Annotated in this window: 15 protein-coding genes; 5 read left to right on the top strand and 10 right to left on the bottom strand. The window is 62.7% G+C overall.

What is annotated here, in order from left to right; translation table 11 throughout:
• Positions 1 to 36: 36 nt before the first annotated feature.
• Positions 37 to 1080 (bottom strand): LacI family DNA-binding transcriptional regulator, encoded by a 1044-nt coding sequence (locus GYH26_RS01805; protein WP_161540248.1) that lies wholly within the window; start codon positions 1078 to 1080, stop codon positions 37 to 39.
• A gap of 322 nt (positions 1081 to 1402) precedes the next feature.
• On the opposite strand from GYH26_RS01805, the gene GYH26_RS01800 reads away from it, so the two are divergent.
• Positions 1403 to 1798 carry a hypothetical protein gene (locus tag GYH26_RS01800; RefSeq protein WP_161540247.1) on the top strand — a complete coding sequence of 132 codons (396 nt, stop codon included), beginning with the start codon at positions 1403 to 1405 and terminating at the stop codon, positions 1796 to 1798.
• Here GYH26_RS01800 and GYH26_RS01795 read toward each other — a convergent pair.
• Both GYH26_RS01795 and GYH26_RS01790 read right to left on the bottom strand, forming a co-directional pair.
• Positions 1777 to 1962 (bottom strand): hypothetical protein, encoded by a 186-nt coding sequence (locus GYH26_RS01795; RefSeq protein WP_161540246.1) that lies wholly within the window; start codon positions 1960 to 1962, stop codon positions 1777 to 1779. The genes GYH26_RS01800 and GYH26_RS01795 overlap by 22 nt on opposite strands.
• 67 nt (positions 1963 to 2029) lie before the next feature.
• Positions 2030 to 2914, bottom strand: a complete 885-nt coding sequence (locus GYH26_RS01790) for a DMT family transporter (RefSeq protein ID WP_161540245.1) — start codon at positions 2912 to 2914, stop codon at positions 2030 to 2032.
• A gap of 116 nt (positions 2915 to 3030) precedes the next feature.
• Here GYH26_RS01790 and GYH26_RS01785 point away from each other — a divergent pair, with 116 nt between their 5' ends.
• Together GYH26_RS01785 and GYH26_RS01780 are read left to right on the top strand one after the other, a co-directional pair.
• Positions 3031 to 4275, top strand: a complete 1245-nt coding sequence (locus tag GYH26_RS01785; RefSeq protein WP_161540244.1) for a metallophosphoesterase — start codon at positions 3031 to 3033, stop codon at positions 4273 to 4275.
• A gap of 19 nt (positions 4276 to 4294) precedes the next feature.
• Complete coding sequence (locus tag GYH26_RS01780) at positions 4295 to 5596, top strand: RsmB/NOP family class I SAM-dependent RNA methyltransferase (RefSeq protein ID WP_161540243.1); 1302 nt, start codon at positions 4295 to 4297, stop codon at positions 5594 to 5596.
• Positions 5597 to 5953: 357 nt separating this feature from the next.
• Here GYH26_RS01780 and GYH26_RS01775 read toward each other — a convergent pair whose 3' ends face one another.
• The gene (locus GYH26_RS01775; RefSeq protein WP_161540242.1) at positions 5954 to 7405 is read right to left on the bottom strand and encodes an amidohydrolase; all 1452 of its coding nucleotides are present in this window, start codon (positions 7403 to 7405) and stop codon (positions 5954 to 5956) included.
• A gap of 233 nt (positions 7406 to 7638) precedes the next feature.
• On the opposite strand from GYH26_RS01775, the gene GYH26_RS01770 reads away from it, so the two are divergent.
• Complete coding sequence (locus tag GYH26_RS01770) at positions 7639 to 11301, top strand: two-component regulator propeller domain-containing protein (protein ID WP_242006541.1); 3663 nt, start codon at positions 7639 to 7641, stop codon at positions 11299 to 11301.
• Positions 11302 to 11395: 94 nt separating this feature from the next.
• Here GYH26_RS01770 and GYH26_RS01765 read toward each other — a convergent pair whose 3' ends face one another.
• The 5 genes from GYH26_RS01765 to GYH26_RS01745 form a co-directional block, all read right to left on the bottom strand.
• Complete coding sequence (locus tag GYH26_RS01765) at positions 11396 to 14362, bottom strand: LAGLIDADG family homing endonuclease (RefSeq protein ID WP_161540240.1); 2967 nt, start codon at positions 14360 to 14362, stop codon at positions 11396 to 11398.
• A 109-nt stretch (positions 14363 to 14471) separates the two neighbouring features.
• The gene (locus GYH26_RS01760) at positions 14472 to 15014 is read right to left on the bottom strand and encodes a dihydrofolate reductase (protein ID WP_161540239.1); all 543 of its coding nucleotides are present in this window, start codon (positions 15012 to 15014) and stop codon (positions 14472 to 14474) included.
• Between the two features lie 10 nt (positions 15015 to 15024).
• Positions 15025 to 15414: a type II toxin-antitoxin system VapC family toxin gene (locus GYH26_RS01755; protein WP_161540238.1), complete on the bottom strand. Its 390-nt coding sequence runs from the start codon at positions 15412 to 15414 to the stop codon at positions 15025 to 15027.
• Positions 15407 to 15637 (bottom strand): type II toxin-antitoxin system Phd/YefM family antitoxin, encoded by a 231-nt coding sequence (locus GYH26_RS01750; protein ID WP_161540237.1) that lies wholly within the window; start codon positions 15635 to 15637, stop codon positions 15407 to 15409. The genes GYH26_RS01755 and GYH26_RS01750 overlap by 8 nt, the downstream gene beginning before the upstream one ends.
• 56 nt (positions 15638 to 15693) lie before the next feature.
• Complete coding sequence (locus tag GYH26_RS01745) at positions 15694 to 16545, bottom strand: thymidylate synthase (RefSeq protein WP_161540236.1); 852 nt, start codon at positions 16543 to 16545, stop codon at positions 15694 to 15696.
• A gap of 81 nt (positions 16546 to 16626) precedes the next feature.
• On the opposite strand from GYH26_RS01745, the gene GYH26_RS01740 reads away from it, so the two are divergent.
• Complete coding sequence (locus GYH26_RS01740) at positions 16627 to 16887, top strand: hypothetical protein (protein ID WP_054684982.1); 261 nt, start codon at positions 16627 to 16629, stop codon at positions 16885 to 16887.
• Positions 16888 to 16890: 3 nt separating this feature from the next.
• Here GYH26_RS01740 and apaG read toward each other — a convergent pair whose 3' ends face one another.
• The gene (gene apaG / locus GYH26_RS01735) at positions 16891 to 17274 is read right to left on the bottom strand and encodes a Co2+/Mg2+ efflux protein ApaG (RefSeq protein ID WP_161540235.1); all 384 of its coding nucleotides are present in this window, start codon (positions 17272 to 17274) and stop codon (positions 16891 to 16893) included.
• Positions 17275 to 17306 lie beyond the last annotated feature (32 nt).

The following is a 17306-nucleotide window of genomic DNA, read 5'->3' as shown; positions in this document are numbered from 1 at the left end:
GGTTTAATTCTCCGGCATAAAAAATCTGCTACCGGCTCATGCATTTTTTACCGACGAAGCGCGCACGATCAGCTCGGTGGGAGCCACGATCGTGTGCTGGCCGCGGGCGTAAGGACGGCGGGTCTGCTCCGGTCCGATCCGTTCGGCCAGGTGGCGCATGGCCAGTTCGCCCATCTGTTCCTTGAAGACACGCACGCTGGTAAGCGGCACCGGTGCCTGGGCGGCCCCCTGCACGTCGTCGAAACCCACCAGGGCCACATCGTCGGGCACCCGGAGTCCCGCCTGCAGCAGCGTTTCCATCACGCCCAGCGCCAGCGCGTCGTTGGCGCAAAAGGCGGCCGTGGGACGCTCCGGCAGCGCCAGCAGTTGTGCGCCCAGCCGTTGGCCCGTCGCCCGCGTGGGCTCGGCTTCCTCAACAACCAGCACCAGCGCCGGATCCATCGGCAGCCCGGCCCGCGCCAGCGCAATCCGGTAGCCTTCCAGCCGGTTGGCGATGCTCGGATGCCGGATGTCGGCACCGACAAAGGCAATGCGCCGGTGCCCCTGCTGGATCAGGTGCTCGACGGCCATGCGGGCGCCTCCCTGGTTGTCGATCACCACCGCCGGAAAACCTTCCGACTCATAATCGATCAGCACGGTGGGCAGCTTCATCGCCCGCACTTCCTCCAGAAACGCCTCGCTGACCTTGCCCGCGATCAGCAGACCGTCGACGCTTCGCTCCCGCAGAAAACGTGGCGTATGTTCGCCCTTGCGATAATCCCGCGGAATGGTGGTCAATAGCACGTAGAGGTTGTGCAGCCGCGCCTCGAATTCGGTCCCGAGGAAAATGTAGGTGTAAAACGGTTCACTGCGAGTGAAGTGATCTTCGCGAAGCACGAAGCCCACGTTGCCGGTGCGCTGCAGCGACAGGTCGCGCGCCGCGCGTGAGGGTACATAGCCCAGCTCCCGGGCGACTTTCAGCACACGCCGACGCGTCGCCTCGCTGACGTTGCCCTTGTTGTTGAGCACCAGCGAGACGGTCGAAATCGACACACCGGCCGCCCGGGCCACATCCCGAATCGTACTCCGAGCGCTTCTCATGTTGTCCAGCGCTTATCGAACCGTTTTACTAAAGGTAAGCGATCGCTCTTTTTCTGTCAAGGCCTTTGCTACAGGGGATTATCCGAAGCATGATGAGCCAGTGACTGCTATGCTCCGAGCACGACAGCGCGAACCTCCGCCGCATCTGGTGGCCCACGGTTCCGAACGGTCCTGCGCCCGTAGCCCGCCGCCAAACTTTTCGGCCCCTGGCCTTTGCCCTATCCCTCAGCGCCTGAAGTGCCCCGACGCCGACAAGATGCATACGAATCGACAGTCACCGACCGTTAGCACATGGTGCCTCAAGAATCGCCGTGTACAGATCATGCGATCGGTCTGCTCCGTGCTCCTGCTGGGGCTGCTTTCGATGGTCGACGCGCTGGCGCAGGACGCGCCGCGTATCTTCGGGTTTGAAGGGCTCCTCGATCGGGCCTGTCCCTGCCCGCCCGGACAGGTACTGGCGACGCCTCTGGTAGACCGGGCGATGATTCTTCCGCCGGACCCTCGTTTCCGACCGAAAATGCGCACCTTCCGTCCGGCACCCGGCCTTCGGCCACATTTCCGCAACCTGGCCTGTCGTCCGCTTCGACCACCGGCCTGGCTCGACTCGTTGCAGACGAAAGGACTCAGCCTGCGCTCAGGAGAACGCAAGCGGCTGCTGCGCTTTCGTTTTCCGGATCCGTGGCAATCGCACGCCGATTATGCCCGGAGATCGATGTGACGGCCGGTATCGCCGACGGAAGGTGCACCGGACGCATCCGGCGTCTCCTCACGCGTCTTCTTCCGACGCCGACGGTGCGTCGGTTCTTCCTCTTCCCGGTACTGCTCCCGATCGGCCGCCACTTCCGCCACCCGGGGCATCCAGCCAATATCGCCGGGACGCATGGTAACCCCCACACGTTGAAAGACATCTCTCCTAAATATCGTACATTTCGTGCCTTAATTAAACCCTTCATGAAAGGGAAACGGTCGCTCGGCGTGTGAAGGGACGAAGTTGCGAGAGCAGCATGCCGCCCAGCATCAGCCCACAGCCGAGAAGCTGGCGCGTCGAGAGCGTCTCGTCCAGCAGCCACCAGCCCCCCAGTGCCGCAAAGACGGCCTCTAAGCTGAACAGAATGGCGGCATGCGTGGGATGAGCCTCCCGCTGCGCCACCACCTGCAGCGTGTAGCCGATCCCCACCGACAGAAAACCCGCATAGAGCAACGCGCCCCAGGCCTCGCGAGCGGTCGGCAGCACGGGCGTTTCCACCAGCGCGGCCGTCAGGCCGCTCAGGACGGCACATGCGACAAACTGCGTGAAGGCCAGCCGGAAGGGCGACATGCGGTGCGCGTAGCGGTCGATCAGGTGAATATGAAAGGCCCAGCAGACGGCGCTGGCCAGCACGAGCACGTCCCCGGGATTGATCGTGAGCGTTTCGGCTACGCTCAGCAGGTACATGCCGGCGACGGCCAACACCGCCCCCAGCCAGGCGTCCGCATAGGTGTGTTGCCGCCAGAAGACACCCAGCAGCGGCACGAAGATGACGTAGAGTCCCGTGATGAAGCCAGCCTTGCCGGCCGTAGTGTAAACCAGTCCGATCTGCTGTGCGGAAGCACCGAGAAACAGGATCAATCCGGCCAGTAGTCCCACGCGGAGCTGCACGGCGGGCGGCACGTCGGACGGCTCGCGCCGCCCGAGCAGCGGTACCAGCACGAGGCTGCCCATCGCGAAGCGCAGCGCATTGAACCAGAACGGTCCCATGTGCTCCATGCCCACGCGCTGCGCCACAAACGCAAAGCCCCAGATGGCCGTCGCCAGCAGAATCAGCAGATCCGAACGCAGCGTGCGCGTCTTCATAACTCACCCGTGCCATGCCAGCGGTGGCGCATAATACGCCAATCAATGTATTTCCGGCAATTGATTCACCGGCATTTACCGGAACCGGGACCCGACGCTGCCGTCTCAGGGGCGCCATGCAGGAATCCGCCGTATCTGCTTCACGCCCGGGCGCTTCCGCCCCGCCTCATCCACCGGCCGCCGCGCTCCGGCGGCTGGCCCGTGGCGTGGTTCTCTGGACGACGGCGCACGCGGGCGTGCTGGCGCTCTTTCTGGCCGGCTACGGCTGGCCGGGACTTGTGGGCGCGGCGGTGCTCTGGCTACTGGGCATCGGACCAGCCTTCGTGCTGCTCCGGGCATTTCAGGGGAGGTTCTACCCGTCGGCGACCGTTCGGCGCTGGGTATTCCGGCCGTTCTGGTACGTGCAGCTGGCCCTGCCGCTGCTGAGCACTGCAACCGTGCTGGGCTGGCTGGCGGGGCTGCCGTTCAGCGCAGGCCTGGTAGGGGCACGCTACGCACTGGCTGTCATGGCGGGACTCTACCTGCTGGTGGTGCTGGCGGGCTATGCGGGCACCTACCGGCTGGTGGTGCACCACCGGACGTTCCGCTTTCCCACACTACCGCCAGCACTCGACGGGCTGCGCATCGTCCAGCTCAGCGACCTGCACATCGGACCGCATACCTCACGTTGGCTGCTGCGTCGCATCGCGCAGGCGGTCGAAGCGGCTGCGCCCGACCTGATCGTCTTCACCGGGGACCAGGTGGACGACTATGCGGCTGACGCTCGTCTGTTTGTGGACGCGTTCGGTTCGCTGCGGGCGCCGCTGGGCGTCTGGGCCATCGCCGGCAACCACGACATCTTCGCGGGCTGGCATGCAGTGCGGCACACCCTGGAATCGGCCGGCTTTATCGTGCCCGTCAACGAAGCACGCGCGGTCTCGTACCGGGGCGCCCGTTTCTGGGTGGTGGGTCTGGGCGACCCGGCCGGTTCGTTCTGGCCCTACGGTGGCGGTGCCGAAGCTGTGCCCGACGTAGCACGTGCGCTACAACACGTGCCGGATGGCGCCTTCGTGGTGGCGCTGGCCCACAATCCGGCCCTCTGGCCCGAGCTGGCCCGCCGCGGCGTGGCGCTGACGCTCAGCGGCCACACCCACCACGGCCAGGTCTCCATCCCGGCGCTGCGCTGGTGCCTGGCCTCGCCGTTCGTGCGCTTCGCCATGGGCTGCTACCGCTACCGGGATGCCGTGCTCTACGTACATCCCGGGTCGAACTACTGGGGGCTGCCGCTTCGGCTGGGCGCCTGGCCGGAGGTCACCGTGATCACGCTCCGGCGCGGACCCTCGGCGAACCATTGCACGAACGTGGCGTCTCTGGAAGACTGAGGGTGTAGGAGCTGACGCTATGGCGACCGAAACCGTCACACTGCGCGTCTATCCGGTGTGGATCGAGGCGGTGGCGACCGTCCTGCGGGAAATTTTCCGTTCCCCCCTGCCGGCCGACACCGTGCTGCAACAGTTCTTCCGGAAGCACCGGAGGATGGGCAAGCGCGACCGCGCGTTTGTGGCCGAGACCGTCTACGGCATGCTCCGGCATTATCGTCGACTGGCCCATGCGGCCCGGCGCCGGGCCGACGATCTGCGTTTCCTGACCCTGCTCTACCTGGAAGTGTTCGGCTTCGGCGAGGCGAAGCTGGACCTGCCCGTGCCTCCCGGAGAGGGCGGGGCGCTTGAAGCCGCCGCCCGGCGCTTCCGGGAGCCGGACTTACCGGACGATCCCGCCGCCCTCGGGATCCTGTACAGTCTGCCCGACTGGCTGGTGGCGGCCTGGCTGGAAGTATTGCCCCGCGAAACCGTCGAAGCACGCTGCGCCGCGCTGAAAGCACCGGCCCCGCTGACCGTCCGCGTCAACACACTCAAAGCCGACCGTGGAACGGTGCAGCAGCGGCTCCTGGAGGAAGGCTTCCCGAGCCGCCCGACGCCCTACAGCCCGGTGGGGCTCATTCTCGAAGAAAAAGCCTTCATCTTTCGCACCCGCGCCTTCCAGGAAGGTTTGTTCGAGGTGCAGGACGAAGGCAGCCAGCTCATCAGCCTGCTTACCGAGGCGCGTCCCGGTCAGGTGGTGGTGGACGGCTGTGCGGGTGGTGGCGGCAAGACGCTGCATCTGGCCGCGCTCATGGAGGGGAAGGGACGCCTGTACGCCTTCGACATTCATGAAGCCCGGCTACGGGAATTGCGTCCCCGGGCCCGTCGTGCCGACGTACACAACATCCGCCTGCACGTGCTGCCGCACAACCGGGCTTCCATCGTACGCCGCCTGTACGGCAAAGCGGACGCCGTACTGGTCGATGCGCCCTGCAGCGGCACGGGCGTGCTCCGACGCAACCCGGACGCCGCCTGGAAGATCACTCCGGAGCGGGTGACCGCCCTCGTCGAGCAGCAGCGGCAGATCCTGGAAGCCTACGCGCCACTTGTACGGCCGGGTGGGCGGCTCGTCTACGCCACCTGCTCGCTGCTCCCGGCCGAGAATGAACAGCAGATCCACACCTTTTTGAATGCGCATCCGGAGTTTACGCTGATTCCGGCTGCCGAAGTGCTGGCCCGTCAGGGCATCGCGCTTCCCCATCAGACCGACGCCTTTCTGCGCATCGAACCCGCCACGCACGGCACCGACGGCTTCTTTGCGGCCGTGCTGGTGCGAAGCTGATCTTTCAATGCGCTGATACCGACGCGCGGACACGACAGGGCGGACGCAGCGGTCTGTCCCTACGGGGTAGAAACGTTGCCGTTTGTCCGATAGGAGAGGCGCGCCGCCCGCGCTTTCAGCCCGGAAAAGAAAGGGGTTACAGCACACATGCCCATGCTACCCGAGCAATCGTATGGCCACGCATTGATCATGCGGTATGTCCTCCGCCTTCGCTTTCGGCGCCCCTTTCAGGCCCAGTGGCTACGCGCGCGCGGCGTGCATGTCGACTGCTCGTGCTGCCCGCTTTTTGCTGGCTGCGCGCCTACCACGCCACCGTGGACTTCCTCGACCGCATGTTACGCGACCGCCCGCTAATCATTAACGGTCGGTGCGGGACGGCAGAGGCGGCGGCTGATCGAGCGGCAGCGGCGATTGATAGGGCTTGCCGCCGGTCAGGCGAAGAAACTCCTCCCGGGCGGCTTCCAGCAGCTCGGGGCGCAGCAGCATGTCCAGGCCGGTCGTCGCAATGACCCTGGCGGCTACCTCAGCCCCTTTGTAGCCGATGGACGTACCGTGGCAGGCCGTCGTGGCCCAGCTATGCCAGGGCACATCCTTGGCCGCCGTCGCCACCGTAAAGCCCACCGTCGGCGTGATCCAGCTCACTTCGGCCACATCGGTCGATCCCCCGCTGGGCGGCTCCGGCCCTTCCGGCAGGGGCTTGATCGTCGTATCCAGCCCGACCGGTTCGATCTTCAGGAATTCCTGCAGACGGCGGGCGAACTGCTGCTCCTGCGCGTCGAACTGCGGCGGCCCCACCAGCTCCAGGTTGGCCTGCACCGCTTCCTGCAGCGGCCGGTTCAGCAGCACTTCATGCACGCCGGTAATGAACTCGATCTCGTACTCCGTACGCGTCATCAGGGCCGCCCCTTCGGCGATCTTTTTCAGCCATTCGTACATGAACTCGACGCGCTCCCGGTTGATGTCGCGCACATAATACCAGACCTCGGCGCGTTCCGGCACCACGTTGGGGGCCTCGCCGCCATCGGTGATCACGTAGTGGATCCGGGCGGTGGGGTGCACGTGCTCCCGCATCATGTTGGCCGCGTGGTTCATCAGCTCGACGGCGTCGAGGGCGCTGCGGCCGTTCCAGGGGTCGGCCGAGGCGTGGGCCGCCTGCCCGTAGAACCGCACGATGAAGTTGTTCATGGCCCGCCCCGGCTGGTTGCGCACGGCCGTCTCCGTGCCCGGGTGCCACTCGATGGCCGCGTCCAGATCATCGAAAACGCCCGCACGCGCCATGTACACCTTGCCCACCACCGTCTCTTCGGCGGGCGTCCCGTAGAGTCGGACCGTGCCGGGGATCCGGTGACGCTCCATCATGCGCTTCAGCACGATCGCTCCCACGGTGGAAGCGGCCCCGAACAGGTTGTGCCCGCAGCCGTGTCCGCTGCTGACCTCATCCTCTCTGGGATGGCGTTCCGGGACGGGCGCATTCCCCACCCCGGGCAGTGCGTCGTACTCCGCCAGAATGCCGATGATGGGCCGACCGCTCCCCCACTCGGCGATGAAGGCCGTCGGCATGCCGGCCACGCCCCGCTGCACCCGAAAGCCTTCGGCCTCCAGCGCATCGGCCAGCAAGGCGGCCGAGCGCTGCTCCTGAAGCGCCGTCTCGGCATAGCGCCAGAGTTCCTGTGCCAGGTGCCGGAGTGTTTCTCGGAGCTGCTCCGTTTCCTGCAGCGCCTCCTGCTTGTAGGCGGCCAGATCCTGACCTGCTGCCGCCGACGCGCTCAACGCCAGCAGCAGTGCCCAGACAATTCCGTAGCGTCGCATGGCTCGTTGTCTTGCGTTTTGCTTCACAAATATTTAACCAGTATGCTTTTCAAATGCAAGACGCCGTGGTTAATGCTCTGCTTTGAAAGTAAAGTCACAAATTGAATCGATTTAATTTTCTCTCATGATTGAACATTACGCTAAATGCGCTAAATGTCTGCATTTTTTAGTCGATAGTAGATCCGTAGGCTTGCGTACTTGAATCCTTCCAGTGTCCTGAATGCATGCGTTCAATGGGTCGTAGAATTGCAGCAATCGTGCTACTGGCCGGCGTCCTGAGCACCCCGGTGCTGGCGCAACGGCTTCGGTTTACGCATCTGACCAGCGACGACGGGCTTTCGCGTTCGTGGGTAACGGCCATCACGCAGGATTCGCCGGGCTTTCTCTGGATCGGGACGGCCGGCGGACTCAACCGCTACGACGGCTATCGCTTCACACTCTACGAGCACGATCCGCGCGATTCGACCAGCATCGCCAACAGCTACATCCGCTGCCTGTATGTCGATCGCCGCGGTACCCTGTGGGTAGGGACCGACGCCGGCCTCAGCCGCTACCTGCCAGCGCAGGACGCTTTTCGTAACTACCGGGCCGGCGACGGCACGGGCTTTCAGGGCGGTGCCGTACAGGACCTGATCGAAGATGCGCGGGGCTCCCTCTGGGTAGCCAGTACGAACGGACTGTACCGTTTCGATCCGAAGCGTGAAGCCTTCGCGCACTACGCAGCCGATCCTGAAAGTCCCACCGGCCTGAGCCACGCCGACGTGCGCGCGTTGCTGATCGACAGCCGGGGCAACTTCTGGGTGGCTACGGCCGGGGGGTTGGACCGCTTCGATCCCGCCACGGGCGTCTTCGAGCACTTCCGCCATGATCCCCGCGATCCACGCAGCCTGCCGCACAACGTGCTCTTCGACCTGGTGGAAGATGCGCACGGCCATCTCTGGGTATCGACCGACGGCGGTGGCCTGGGCCGGCTCGATCTGGACCACATCGCGCAGGGCTTCAAACGCTACCGGCACGATCCGCACAACCCGCGCAGCCTGGCCATCGACCGGGTGCGCGTGCTCTACGTGGATCGTGAAGGGCGCCTGTGGGTCGGCACCGAAAACGGCGGACTGGACCTGTTCGACTACCGCACCGAAACGTTCCGGCACCATCGCCACAGCCGCACCGATCCGAACAGCCTGAACAACGAATCGATCTGGGCCATCTATCAGGACCGCACCGGCAACCTGTGGTTCGGCACGTTTGCCGGGGGCCTGAACGTGCTCAAGCGCAACAGCCAGGCCATCGAACATTACCGCAGCGTGCCCGGCGATCCCTACAGCCTGAACGCCAACGCCGTCAGCCGCTTCTACGAAGACCCGCAGGGCAACCTCTGGGTGGCCACCGACGGCGGCGGCTTCCATCGCTTCGACCGTCGCACCGGTCGCTTCTACGGCTACAGCATGGCCAACACCAACGCCCGCACCGATGCGGTCTTCGCCATGGCCACCGATGCGGACGGCTACCTCTGGGTCGGCGGCTGGGCCGGCGGCATCGGCCGCTTCAGCCCCCGACAGGGGCGCTTCCTGGAGTTTTTCAATGACCAGAACGGCATGCTGCTCACGCCCCATGTGTTCGATGCGCTGGTGGATGCGCAGAACCGGCTCTGGGTGGCCAACTTCCTCGGAGGCCTGGTACGGATCGACCTGAACACCCGTCAGCGCAAGGTCTACACCCCGGAAAACAGTGCGCTGCGCAGCAATCAGATTCTTCGCATGGGGCACGACCCGGAGGGACGCCTCGTACTGGCCACGCAGGACGCGGGCGTGATTGTCTTCGACCCGCGCACCGAGACGTTCACCAACTACCGCCACGATCCTTCCAGTTCCAACAGCCTGAGCAACAACAGCGTGCTTTCGATCCTGGTCGCCGATGCCCACACGCTCTGGGTGGGCACGCAGTACGGCCTCAACCGGATCGATCGACAGACCGGCACCGTGACGCGCTTCTTCCGCGAAGATGGCCTGCCCAGCAATACGATCGTGGGCCTGGCACGCGACCGCCAGGGCTTTCTCTGGGTGGCCACCAACCGGGGCCTCTGCCGCTACAACGTGCAGGAAAAAACCTGCACCCTGTACACGAAAGCCGACGGGCTGCAGGGCAACGAGTTCAATCGCTTTGCCGACTACACGGCGCGGGACGGATCCCTCTATTTCGGCGGTTTCAACGGCTTCAACGTCATCTACCCGGATCGCTTCGAGCCCAACACGACCCCACCTCCCGTGGTGTTGACCGACTTCCGGCTCTTCAACCAGCCAGTGCGCGTCGGCACCAAAGACAGCCCGCTAAAGGCGCACATCAGCGTCACCCGCACGCTCACGCTGGCCCACTGGCAGAACGTGCTGACGTTCGAGTTTGCAGCACTGGACTTTACGGCGCCCTCGAAGAACCGCTACGCATACAAGCTCGAAGGCTTCGACCTGGACTGGAACGAGGTAAGCACACAGCGAACGGCCACCTACAGCAACCTGGATCCGGGCGAGTACGTCCTGCTCGTACGCGGCACGAACAACGACGGCGTCTGGAGCACCCGTCCCGCCACGCTGCACATCGTCATTACGCCGCCTTTCTGGGCGACCTGGTGGTTCCGATTGCTGGTGGGTCTGGCGCTGGTGGGTGCGGTGGTCGGGGTCGTCCATCGGGAACGTCGTCGCCGCAAACGCCAGGAAGCCATCAATGCCGAACTGGAGGCCATCAACCGGCGGCTCGAAGCCGAAATGCGCCATGCCGCCGAGGCTGAGCGAGAAAAACGCCGGGCCCGCGAAGAGGCGGCCGAGCACGACCGCCGCGCCCGCGAGCAACTCCAGCAGCAGCAGGAGTATCTGGAGCAGAGCGTACTCCGGATTCTGGAAGCCATGGAGCGGTTTTCGCAGGGCGATCTGACCGTCACGCTCACGGCCATGCAGGACGACGCCATCGGCCGCCTGTTTACCGGGTTCAACCGGGCCGTGGCCAACATGCAGGCCATCCTTCGGGAAGTCGCCTCGGTCATTCGGGCCACGGCCGACACCAGCAGGGAAATCTACCGGAACTCCGGCGAACTGGCCTCCGGGGTGCAACAGCTCACCCGGCAAACCGGCGAGGTGGCCGAGGCCATCGAAGCAATGGCCCGTACGATCTCGGAGGCCACCCGCAATCTGAGCCACGTGGCCGAACTGGCCGAGCAGTCCCTGCGACAGGCAGAAGAAGGCGGCCAGGTGGCCCGGGACGCCGTGGGCCGCATGAACGACGTGGCCGAAGCGGTAGCCCGCTCGTCGGCCATCATTCAGGCGCTGGACGAAAGCAGCCAGAAAATCGGCGAAATGGCCCGCATCATCGACGAGATCGCCGATCAGACGAACCTGCTGGCGCTGAACGCCGCCATCGAAGCGGCCCGGGCCGGTGAGCAGGGTCGCGGCTTTGCCGTCGTGGCCGACGAAGTACGCAAACTGGCCGAGCGCACGGCGGCCGCCACGAAAGAAATCGAACAGATGACCACCCGCATCCGGCACGATACGTCCCGCGCCGTGACCGCCATGGCCCGGGTCAACCAGGAAGTAGATACCGGCCGGGCACGCGTCGATCAGGTGGGCACGCTGCTGGAAGAAATCATCGCACGCTCCCGCCAGGTGCAGGAACGGATTGCCCAGGTGGCCACAAGCGGCGAAGAGCAGGCGGCCACCATCCAGCACATCAGCGAAAATGTCGAAGCCATCGCACAGGTCACGGAACAGGCGGCCGCCGGCAACACGTCGATCGCCGCCGCCATGGAGCAATTGACCGAGCGTATGGAAAGCCTCCGCCAGCTCGTCACCCGCTTCACCTTTGCCCGGACCGACTCGGAACCGAAGCCGGCCGGCTTCCCTGAAAGCTGACGGTATCCTCCCGTACTCGCTCGTCTTCCAGCAGCAGTGCCCATGCCTGCGGAACGGGCCTCTCGCCATCTGGCGAGGGGCTTCCTGCGTACGTTCAGTCGGCCTCGCGCTCGATGCTGCAGCAGTGCGTGCTTTCGGCCACGCCGGCGGTGACGGCTTCCAGCACGGCGCCCCGGACCGGGCTGGGCCGGTACGTGGTGCACCCTTTCAGGCCGTGATCGTAGGCCCAGTCGTAGAGCTGGCGGAAGGCACTGAAGGGCGTGTCGGCCGGCACGTTCACCGTCTTTGAAATGGCCCCGTCCACGTAGGGCTGCAGGGCTGCCTGCATCTTCAGGTGATCGTAGGGGTCCAGGTGCTGGGCATCGACGAACGCCTCGGGAAGCATCTCGCTGTCGCCGTGCAGCCGTTGCCACAACCGCAGGGCGTAGTCGGTGAGCGTGTAGGCCCGCCGCTCGCCATCAAGTCCCAGAATGTAGCGCGTGTAGCGATAGGCAAAGACGGGCTCGATGCCGCTCGACACGTTGTTGGCCAGCAGGCTGATCGTCCCTGTGGGCGCGATCGAAAGCAGGTGGCTGTTCCGGATCCCGTAGGTGGCGATGCCTTTGCGAATGTCTTCGGGGAGCGCCTGAATGAAGGGGCTTTCCAGATAACGCTCCCGCTCGAAGAAGGGGAAGACGCCTTTTTCGCGGGCCAGTGCAATGGACGTCCGGTAGGCCGTGTGGCAGATCGTCTGCATGACGCGGGCGGCCAGCTGGCGCGCCTCCTCCGAGGCATAGTGCAGGCCCAGCATGATCAGCGCGTCGGCCAGTCCGGTAATGCCCAGCCCGATACGCCGGGTGCCGCGGGCCTGCTCGGCCTGGGCCGGCAGCGGAAAGCCCGACACGTCGATCACGTTGTCGAGCATGCGCACGGCTACGGCGACGGTCTCCCGGATCCCCTCCCAGTCGAGATCGGCTTCGGGCGTAAAGGGCGCCCGCACGAAGCGCGTCAGGTTGATCGAACCCAGGTCGCAGGCCCCGTAGGGCGGCAGCGGCTGCTCGCCACAGTTATGCACAACAAAACCATTTGCATCAAAAGCATTGATTCCAGGCACACATGCATCATATACAGTTTCATAACCCTCAAACTTGACGCGGGCTATTCGGGCAATGAATACTTCTTTGTTCAGTGAGCGTTTATAGCTTTGCAAAGCTTCTTTTAGCTTTTTTGCCTTTTCATAATGTGAAAACCCTATTCTTTCTGCAAATATCTGCAAATTATCTTTTGAAATTACTAATTCATATTGTGCTCTACAATGGTATAGTCGAACTCCTCCTTTACCATCTGGTAAGTAATATTTGCCAGAGGGCCTTCTGTTAGAATAGATTTTAGCAACAATCCCCAAACGCAATAACATACGTTGTACTGCTCTTAGAATTTCTAAATTACTTTGCGCAAGTCGAATACTAATCCCTTTAAAATGCGATCCTTGTACACTGCCATCTGCATCAAATAGTCCACGCAAAAATCCCTTGTAAAAATCAGAAGAAGCTTTTTCTATTTTCGAAGTTATTATCTTTGCGCCAGGTCGAAGACCAAAACGATAAGCAAGAGAACGCAATGAAGCAGTTGCCAATCGATATTCGCCACGTTCTGGAATGGCTATCCAGCCACGAAAATCTTTACGGTGAGGAAAACTTCGAACAGCTGATTCAGCATATGCCATCATTGTACTTAAACTTTCTATCGAATCATTGTTAGTCCATACTGAAAGTACAGCTTTGTCTTTCTTAAGTGTTCCATCTCCTACTAATAATCCAAGTAAATACCCTTCTTCTTCAGAACCTTCCCCAGGCCATTCAAAACATCCTCGATGATTATTTAACACAACCCCATCTCCTATTTGGAGATATTTAACAGGAATCCATTCTGTTGTAGTACTCCAGCGAGTTCGCTTACGAACTCGAAGTACAGGATGATCTTCAGTTAAGCGAAGATTATAACCTTCCAGTGTTTCTAATCGATATACTTTTTTAACACCTGTGGCAAAAAATCCTTTAGGACACATGTAATCCTGACCGTTGACCCGGGCAAAAAATGGTTGACCTATCAAATCAGCCACACGACGTGGCCCCATAGAAGTGTGAATCCACGTGTCTGCTGTCACACAGGGGTTCGTCGCGGTGATGTGCTCGCGGTAGGCGAGGTTGTTCATCCGGTTGATCGTGTCGATGAAGAGCACGCCGGGCTCGGCGTAGTCGTAGGTAGAGCGCAGGATCTGCTCCCAGAGTGCCCGCGCCTTCACCACCCGGAGCACGCGGCAGGGCACAGGACCGTCGGTGCCCGTCCAGCGCCGGTACACGATCGGCCCGTCGCCCATGCCTTCGTCCTCCAGCGCGGCGGCCGGAAAGACCAGCGGCCAGTCGGCGTCGCGCCGCACGGCCTCCATGAACTCATCGAAGACCTGCACCGACAGGTTGAAGTGCGTGAGCACGCCGGGCCGGTGCTTGGCCGTGACGAAGGTTTCGATGTCGGGGTGGTCGCACCGGAGCGTGGCCATCATGGCGCCGCGCCGCGCGCCCGTCGAAAGCAGCGTGGCGCACATGGCGTCCCAGATGTGCATAAACGAAACCGGCCCCGAGGCGATCGTACCCGTCGTGCGCGCCCGCGTGCCGGCCGGCCGCAGCGTCGAAAAGTCGTAGCCCACGCCCCCGCCCTGCTGCATGGTCAACGCCCCTTCTTTGAGACTATCGAAGATGCCGTCGAGCGAGTCCTCAATGATGCCCATCACGAAGCAGTTGAAGAGCGTCACGCGGTGGCGCGTGCCGGCACCGGCCAGGATGCGCCCGCCCGGCAGAAACTTGAATCCGTAGAGTACCCGGTAAAAGCGTTCGGCCCAGCGCGCCCGCTCCGATTCCGGTTCGGCAGCCGCCAGCGCCCGGGCCACCCGCCGCCAGGTGTCCTCAATCGTCTGATCGCGCACGACGTTGCCTTCACGATAACGGTACTTCGCGTCCCAGACGTGCCAGGAGACCGGCTCGTGAAAGTGCGTGCCCAGATCCGGTAGCACTTCCGTTGCCATGGCCTATGCTCCTGTCAGTGCATGACTTGCCAGTAAAACGCCGTAGCACCTGCAGAGATTTGCCCTGCCGCGAAGAAGAAGCCGGCCTGCCGGAAAAGTGCCCGATTCGTTACGGCTTCGGCGCGTCGGGACGCCGCCGGTAGGTGACGAACCGAAAGCCCGGATGGCGCTCGACGGCCACCTCCTCGAAGACGGAGCCGATCAGATGCTCGTAGGGAGGAAAGAACGTATCGCCCTCGTAGTCGCCTTCGACGAGCGTCAGCTCCAGCCGATCGGCCCGGGGTAGAAACTGGGCATACACCTCGGCCCCTCCTGCAATGAACAGCACGGGCACATCGCCCACGGCCTTCAGCGCCGCCTCGACGTCCGGGTACACCTCGACGTTCGCCATGCCCGGATAGGTCCGACTCCGCGAGAGCACCAGGTGTCGCCGACCGGGCAGCGGCCCGCCGAACTCCTCCAGGAGCGACTCGAACGTCTTGCGGCCCATCAACAGCGGGTGCCCCATCGTCAGCCGCTTGAAGCGCCGCAGGTCCTCCGGCAGATGCCACGGAAGCCGGCCGTCGCGCCCGATCACCCGGTTCTTCTCGGCCAGCGCTGCAATCAGGACAATCTCCGGACGTCTGGATGTTACCGATGAAGACAAAGACATAGAAAAATCCTTAAATCAGCTCCACATTTTTGTACTTAATCAATGCGCTGTCCGCAGTTAAAAGCCGGGCTTTTTCGACAATAGCCTGAGCGACCAGTATTCGATCAAAAGGATCTCGATGATACAAAGGAAGATCTATAATTTTCGTAGCATGTTCTGTACGAATGGCCAGGGGTTCGAATCCTGAATCCTCCGCTGCTTCAACAATGGCATTCAAGTCGAGAGTAAGTTTCAGTCGCCCTATCTGTGCTTTTATAGCTATTTCCCACACACTTGCTGCACTGAAATACACCTCAAAGTATGGATCAATAAGACGTTCGCGTACTCGTTCAGGAATTCGTTCTGGACTAAAAAGCACCCATAGCAATACATGTGTATCGAGCAAATAGCGCTCAGGCATTTCCTTCAAAAGCGGATAGAATTTTTTCCGGCAGCGGTGCGTCGAAATCTTCGGGAATAGTCATGCGTCCCGCCAGCACACCCAGCTTTCGCGGCTTCCGCAGGGGTACCAGTCTGGCGACCGGACGCCCCGCCCGCATAATGATGACCTCCTCTCCCTGCTCCACCGCAGCGATCAACCGAGAAAGATGCACCCGGGCTTCTCTGATGTTAACAACCCGCATATCATCCCTGGTTTTTTCTGTAGAGACCCTGTACACCTGACCCGGGTTTCCCCTGTTCACACCGCAATGGGTGCCTTGATCGGCGGATGATGCCGGTAGTTCACGAATTCTAAATCCTCGTACCGATAGTCGAAGATCGACGGCGGGCGCCTTTTGATGACCAGCTTCGGCAGCGGGTACGGCTCGCGGGAGAGCAGCTCCTCGACCTGCTCCAGGTGGTTCAGGTAAATGTGACAATCGCCCCCGGTCCAGATGAGCTCGCCCACGTCCAGGTCCGTCTGCTGGGCGATCATGTGCGTGAGCAGACTGTAGGAGGCGATGTTGAAAGGCACGCCCAGAAACGCATCGGCCGAGCGCTGGTAGAGCTGGCAGGAAAGCCGCGGGCGCTCCCACTCGGGCCGCTCCGCCACGTAGAACTGAAACAGCACGTGACAGGGTGCCAGGGCCATCCGGCCCCGCCGTACGTTCTCCTGCGGTGAAAGGCGCTCGTCGGGCAGGTCGGCCACGTTCCAGGCGCTCACCACATGCCGCCGAGACCAGGGGCGCTCCCGGATCGAGCGCACCACCTCGGCAATCTGGTCGATCTCGCGTCCATCGGGCGCCAGCCACTGTCGCCACTGCTTGCCGTAGATCGGTCCCAGCTCGCCTTCCTCGGTGGCCCACTCGTCCCAGATCGTCACGCCGTGCTCGTGCAGGTATCGCAGGTTGGTGTCGCCCCGGAGGAACCAGAGCAGTTCGTGCACGACGCTCTTGATGTGGATCTTCTTCGTCGTGACCAGCGGAAAGCCTTCCTGCAGGTCAAAGCGCATCTGGTAGCCGAATACGCTGATCGTACCGACGCCCGTGCGGTCTTCCCTGCGCGTGCCGCGTTCCAGGATGTAGCGCAGAAACTCGTGATACTGGCGCATGGTGTGGCGGAACGTCGTGGGATGGCTCTCGTTCTTCGGGCGGACTGCCACAATCTACGAACAACCGGGCCGACAGGAAATATGGATCCGACGCTTCACCAGAAACAGGGAATCAACCACCTGAAGCGCGTGCTGTCCTACGCGCCCATGGTGGCCGAAAACGGCCGGGCGGAGGTCTTTCTGACGCAGGAGGACTGGTTCGTCGTGGCCGACACGCTCTTCCGGATGCACACCCCGAAGGAGCTGCTACCGCCGGAGATCCAGGAGTATCGGCTAACCGACGAAAACCGCGTGATCGAGCTGGTCACGCCGGAGCTGACCATCGAGGTCAAGATGTTCTGAGGCTCAGTTGGCCGCCACGCGCAGATCGAAGCGAGGGATCGTCACCCGGAAGCGGCGTCCGTCGGCTGAGCGCATCAGGTAGTAGCCTTCCATCGTGCCGCTGAGCGACGAGAGAATGCAGTAGCTGCTGTAGATGTGCGCATGGCCGGGCCGGATGACGGGCTGCTGGCCGATCACACCGACGCCTTCCACCTCGCGAACCGAGCCGTCCGCTTCCTCGATGCGCCAGTAGCGACGCAGGAGCTGCACCGGCTCGTCCGTGTGGTTTTCGATGCTGATGAAATAGGCGAAAACGAACCGCTTTTCGAAAAAGTCGGACGGATCATCCAGATAGACCGGACGTACGGTGACCGTCACACCCCGCGTTGTCGCTGCATAGGGAACCATGTCTGCCCCGCGCTTCTGTGCTGTTCAGTGGC

Origin of the sequence: Rhodothermus marinus, assembly GCF_009936275.1 — a bacterium.
Taxonomy (GTDB): Bacteria; Bacteroidota; Rhodothermia; order Rhodothermales; family Rhodothermaceae; genus Rhodothermus; species Rhodothermus marinus_A.
The sequence above is the reverse complement of the archived record's forward strand: the minus strand, read 5'-3'. Positions and strand labels throughout refer to the sequence as shown.

Bases quoted from the DNA above. Each gene is read 5' to 3' on its own strand.
- GYH26_RS01805 (WP_161540248.1), bottom strand. From the start codon at position 1,080: ATGAGAAGCGCTCGGAGTACGATTCGGGATGTGGCCCGGGCGGCCGGT.
- GYH26_RS01800 (WP_161540247.1), top strand. From the start codon at position 1,403: ATGCGATCGGTCTGCTCCGTGCTCCTGCTGGGGCTGCTTTCGATGGTC.
- GYH26_RS01795 (WP_161540246.1), bottom strand. From the start codon at position 1,962: ATGCGTCCCGGCGATATTGGCTGGATGCCCCGGGTGGCGGAAGTGGCG.
- GYH26_RS01790 (WP_161540245.1), bottom strand. From the start codon at position 2,914: ATGAAGACGCGCACGCTGCGTTCGGATCTGCTGATTCTGCTGGCGACG.
- GYH26_RS01785 (WP_161540244.1), top strand. From the start codon at position 3,031: ATGCAGGAATCCGCCGTATCTGCTTCACGCCCGGGCGCTTCCGCCCCG.
- GYH26_RS01780 (WP_161540243.1), top strand. From the start codon at position 4,295: ATGGCGACCGAAACCGTCACACTGCGCGTCTATCCGGTGTGGATCGAG.
- GYH26_RS01775 (WP_161540242.1), bottom strand. From the start codon at position 7,405: ATGCGACGCTACGGAATTGTCTGGGCACTGCTGCTGGCGTTGAGCGCG.
- GYH26_RS01770 (WP_242006541.1), top strand. From the start codon at position 7,639: ATGGGTCGTAGAATTGCAGCAATCGTGCTACTGGCCGGCGTCCTGAGC.
- GYH26_RS01765 (WP_161540240.1), bottom strand. From the start codon at position 14,362: ATGGCAACGGAAGTGCTACCGGATCTGGGCACGCACTTTCACGAGCCG.
- GYH26_RS01760 (WP_161540239.1), bottom strand. From the start codon at position 15,014: ATGTCTTTGTCTTCATCGGTAACATCCAGACGTCCGGAGATTGTCCTG.
- GYH26_RS01755 (WP_161540238.1), bottom strand. From the start codon at position 15,414: ATGCCTGAGCGCTATTTGCTCGATACACATGTATTGCTATGGGTGCTT.
- GYH26_RS01750 (WP_161540237.1), bottom strand. From the start codon at position 15,637: ATGCGGGTTGTTAACATCAGAGAAGCCCGGGTGCATCTTTCTCGGTTG.
- GYH26_RS01745 (WP_161540236.1), bottom strand. From the start codon at position 16,545: ATGCGCCAGTATCACGAGTTTCTGCGCTACATCCTGGAACGCGGCACG.
- GYH26_RS01740 (WP_054684982.1), top strand. From the start codon at position 16,627: ATGGATCCGACGCTTCACCAGAAACAGGGAATCAACCACCTGAAGCGC.
- apaG (WP_161540235.1), bottom strand. From the start codon at position 17,274: ATGGTTCCCTATGCAGCGACAACGCGGGGTGTGACGGTCACCGTACGT.